The 4557-nt window shown below is 34.8% G+C and carries 4 protein-coding genes; 2 read left to right on the forward strand and 2 right to left on the reverse strand.

What is annotated here, in order from left to right; all coding sequences use genetic code 11:
* Nucleotides 1-814: 814 nt before the first annotated feature.
* Both dapF and M0P98_09270 read left to right on the forward strand, forming a co-directional pair.
* A complete protein-coding gene (dapF, locus tag M0P98_09265) occupies nucleotides 815-1609 on the forward strand; it encodes a diaminopimelate epimerase (GenBank protein MCK9267035.1) in 795 nt (264 codons plus the stop codon).
* The gene (locus M0P98_09270; protein ID MCK9267036.1) at nucleotides 1594-3834 is read left to right on the forward strand and encodes a ComEC/Rec2 family competence protein; all 2241 of its coding nucleotides are present in this window, start codon (nucleotides 1594-1596) and stop codon (nucleotides 3832-3834) included. The genes dapF and M0P98_09270 overlap by 16 nt, the downstream gene beginning before the upstream one ends.
* A gap of 68 nt (nucleotides 3835-3902) precedes the next feature.
* Here M0P98_09270 and M0P98_09275 read toward each other — a convergent pair whose 3' ends face one another.
* Complete coding sequence (locus M0P98_09275; GenBank protein MCK9267037.1) at nucleotides 3903-4247, reverse strand: hypothetical protein; 345 nt, start codon at nucleotides 4245-4247, stop codon at nucleotides 3903-3905.
* 83 nt (nucleotides 4248-4330) lie between these two features.
* Nucleotides 4331-4557, reverse strand: a 227-nt coding sequence (locus M0P98_09280) for a hypothetical protein (GenBank protein MCK9267038.1), incomplete at its 5' end; no start/stop codon positions are given.

Raw genomic sequence — 4557 nt, forward strand, 5'->3', positions numbered from 1 at the left:
AGGTTAATGGGATGAGGTTGCCCCCTTATATGTCATTCCGGACTTGATCCGGAATCTCGTTTTTTACGTTGTGCTTACTACCAGCGTGGATTAAGTTAGAGATCCTGAAACAAGTTCAGGATGACAAAATTGGGCGGATAGAAGGCAAAAGAGTGGCAATCTCGTTTTTAGCCCCCCATTTCGTCTTTGCGAGCCGTTTTTTGGCGTGGCAATCTCGCCGAAGGCGGAAAAGGAATGCACCCTTTTTGTCTTCTCCCCTTGGAGTGTTTGGGGTAGTATGTCCCCAAGAGTTTGCAGAGAGGTTAATGGGATGAGGTTGCCCCCTTATAGGTCATTCCGGACTTGATCCGGAATCTCGTTTTTTACGTTGTGCTTACTACCAGCGTGGATTAAGTTAGAGATCCTGAAACAAGTTCAGGATGGTAAAATTGGGCGGATAGAAGGCAAAAGAGTGGCAATCTCGTTTTCAGCCCCCCATTCCGTCTTTTGTAGTTAGTCTTGCGAGCTTTATCCACCAAAGCCTTGGCGTAGGAGGGCGTTTTTTGGCGTGGCAATCTCGCCGAAGGCGGAAAAGGAATGCACCCTTTTTGTCTTCTCCCCTTGGAGTGTTTGGAGTAGTATGTCCCCAAGAGTTTGCAAAGAGGTTAATGGGATGAGGTTGCCCCCTTATATGTCATTCCGGACTTGATCCGGAATCTCGTTTTCCTTACTTCATAATAACAAAAACAAATTGTGGCGTTCGATGACAAAATGGGCGGGGAAAAACAAACAACATAGAACTAAGCATAACTTTTAAACAGAGAGGAAAAAAACAATGAAATTCTTTAAAATGTCTGGTTCAGGTAATGATTTTGTAATTATAGATAATAGAAAAAATATAATTGAGGATAGAAAATCTACTGCTATCAAACTTTGTCATAGAAAATTTGGCGTTGGAGCTGATGGTCTTATGTTGGTTGAAGATTCACAGCAAGCAGATTTTCGTATGAGGATTTTTAATTCAGATGGTAGTGAAGCAGAAATGTGTGGAAATGGGTTAAGATGTATTGTAAGGTTTGTTTCTGAGAATATATATCAGAAAGATGCTCTGATGGTAGAAACAGAAGCGGGTCTTCTTGAAGGTTTTGTTGAGCAAGAACAGAATATAAGAGTTCAACTTAATGTCTCAGGTGAAGCCAAACTAAATATTGATATACCGATTGAAAATGTTATCTTGAAAGGACATTTTATAAATACAGGTGTCCCACATACTGTTATAGTAACAGACGATATTGAAAATATAGAATTAGAAAAGTTTGGACCTCTTGTTAGATACCATAAACTTTTTGCGCCCGGAGGTACTAACGTTAATTGGATTCAAGTGATTGATAAACAACAACTAAAAATACGTACTTATGAAAGAGGTGTAGAAGCTGAAACACTTTCTTGTGGTACTGGAAGTGTGGCTGGAGCTTTAATAAGTAATTTGTTGAATAAAACAGTTTCTCCTACAAGTATTATTGCTCGTTCTGGCGAGATTTTGAAAATATCTTTCGATGAAGAACATAAAAAAATATATCTTTCAGGGAAAACCCAACTTTCTTTTAAAGGAGAATGGATAGGGGTTTAAAAAATATTAGGTATAAACAATTTGACTGTATTTCCCTCTCTTTAGGTGGGCTTGTTTTAGGTGTTCTGCTTTCATATAATGGTTTATCTCTGTTTTATGTTATTCTTTTATCTTTAATTGTTTCTCCTGTCATATTTATACTTAATAAAAGATTCTGTTTTTTTACGTTTTTTTTGGTTATCTCTGCTTTAATTACTGCACAGCAACTTAAAATTTCAGATACCAATATTGTTAATGCAAACATAAAAGAGATAACCAGTATTTCTGGTAAGGTTCTTCAATGTAGAGAAACGTCTTTTGCTGTTAGGTATACCCTGCTTGTTGATAAATATCAATTAACTGATAATAGGACTTTTAAATCTTCAGGTAAAGTTTTGCTTAATACTGGGAAGAAATATATTTTTCCAGCAGGTAGTTCAATCAAAGCTTTAGAGGTTTCTTTAAGAGAACTCCAGCCTCCAAAAAACCCTGGTGAAGAAGATTTTAGGGTTTTTATGCATAAACAAGGGATTTTTTTACAAGGAAAAACAGGTAAAATTCTTTTGTTAGAACCTCCCAAAAACCGTGTGAATAACTTCCTTGTCCGAATAAGAAAAAAACTTTCGGACCGTCTTGATAAAAGTTTTATATACTTTCCTGAAGAAAAAGCGCTCCTTGAAACTATGACCCTCGGTAACGAAAATGTTCCTTTTTTTCTAAGAGAGGCAGGAAAAAAGAGCGGAACATATCACCTACTTGTTATTTCTGGTCTACACCTTGCGTTTCTTATTCTTTTTCTTAGAATAATATTTATTCCTTTCCGTAACTTTAATAATAGGCACCCTAAATTTTTCCCTTTGTTTGCTATGTTTGTTCTCTGGTTCTATGTTGGAATCACAGGGTTTAGAGTCCCTGTTATGAGGGCTGCGTTAATGTTAAGTTTCTTTTTTTTATCCGAAATTTTTGAGCAGGAAATTAACGTATTCCAATCGGTTCTACTGGCGGCTATATTACTTTTAATATTTAACCCCTTAAACCTTTTTAACGTTTCTTTTCAACTTTCTTTTGTAGCCACAATAGGAATACTCTTTTTTGTCAAAAGGTACGCTTCTTTTGCTCAAAAAGGGTTTATACAGGGGTTGCTTGTAAGTTCGCTGGGGGCGCAGGTATCTGTGTTGCCTATTTTAATATATCATTTTGGCATATTTTATCCTGTTGGATTTATAAATAACATTATTTTTATGCCACTCGCTGGCTCTATTATGCTTGCTTTTCCTATTTTTCTCATATTCCCTTTCCTTGCTATTCCTTTAAGGCTTCTTCTTTCAGTGTTTTTGTGTCTTGCTACTTTTTCTTCGCAGGTCACACAAGGCTTTGAACTACATTTTAGTTTACCAGTTTTATTTGGTTTATATATTTTGCTTCTTATATTTTTTAGTAGAACTTCAATTAAGAAAAGATTGGTCTATTCTCTCTCTGTGTTGATTATTGTTACAACTATTCTTTTATATACTCCTAAAACAGAACAAAAAAGGGAAGATAAATTATATTTTCTTTCGATAGATAAACCAACTATCATTTTTGTTAATGGACAAGAATTGACTGCTTTTATGTCTGATGATTATAGAAAAAGAGCCCTTGAAAATGTTATATTACCTTTTTTTAAGGAAAAGAAAATCTCAAGGGTGAACCAACTTTTTTATACAGTTATTTCTTATCATCATATAGGGACATTGAAAGCCTTAGAGAAAAAAATGAAGATTGAAAATATTTATGAATACGAGCCAGTTAAAGACACTCTCTTTTATCCTTACTTAAGCATATATTTTTATAATAACAACAAATATTCTTTTGTGTTAAAGAAAAGAGAGGATAAAGTGGTTCTTCCGGAATTGCAGGTGGAATTTCTTGGTGAAGAAAAGTCGAAACTTTCGTATATCGTTAAAAAAAGAGATATAAAAATCCTTATTTCTCAATATTTGAGCCAGGAAGTTGCAGAAAAAATATCTGACCAGAAATTTAATATTGCTTGGGTATCTGATATGAAAACTACAGTGAAGGTTAAGAAACTGTTAGAAGCAACTCAATTTGAATATCTTGTGTTACCTAAAGATTTAAAAAAGTTTAGTGGTTTAAATTCTGAGTTAAAGACTTTTTACCTAAAAGATAGTGCTGTGATTGTTGATTTTGAAACCGTACCTTTGAGTATATCATACTATCAAGATAGTTCTTTGTTCTTAAAATAAACAGAGTGGAGGGGAGTAAAAAGGAGATTCCGGATTAACTCCGAAATGACGAGTTAAGGGGGAAAGGTTTATTCAATATCTTTTATGCCCACAGAACCTGTTGAGGGGTTGTAGGTGAACTCTGTTCCTTCTGGTGGTTCAGGCAGTTTTTGTGTATATCCACTTGTTACCAGTTCTTGTAAAGAGGAAGGGTATTTCCCTTCTTCAGCCCAATAGGAATCGATCAATTGTTTTACAGGCATAACAAGGTTCATACTTTCTGTTCTCTGCTTGGTTTTTACCATTACCTGCCCATATTTTCCAGCAGCGTTCAAAGGGGTTAGTTCGTCTGGTTGAGGTTCTTCTTGTTTCTTTTTACAAGAACTAAGAAGACATATAACAACAATTAATAAAAACATTTTTATCTTTTTCATATAAATAATTTTACCGTGAAATTTACATAAATGAAAGGTTTGAGCAATAGAATTGTTAAGAGACTTTATGTTGTAGTGAATACTTACCGGTTTTTTTGTGGTGCTCTTAAAAAGAGAAGTATGATACCTCCAATAATACTCTGTATTAGAATGCCCAAAAGAATAAGAATAGAAAGTGCACCTGAGTTTTCTTTGCCTAAATAGTTGGAAAAGAAGTATACATAAGTAAATTCTCTAACGCCAAGCCCGCCGAGAGAAGGTATCATCGTTGAGGTCCATATAAGAGGTATATAGGTAAAAAATATTTTTA

Source organism: bacterium (assembly GCA_023230585.1).
GTDB lineage: Bacteria > Ratteibacteria > UBA8468 > B48-G9 > JAFGKM01 > JALNXB01.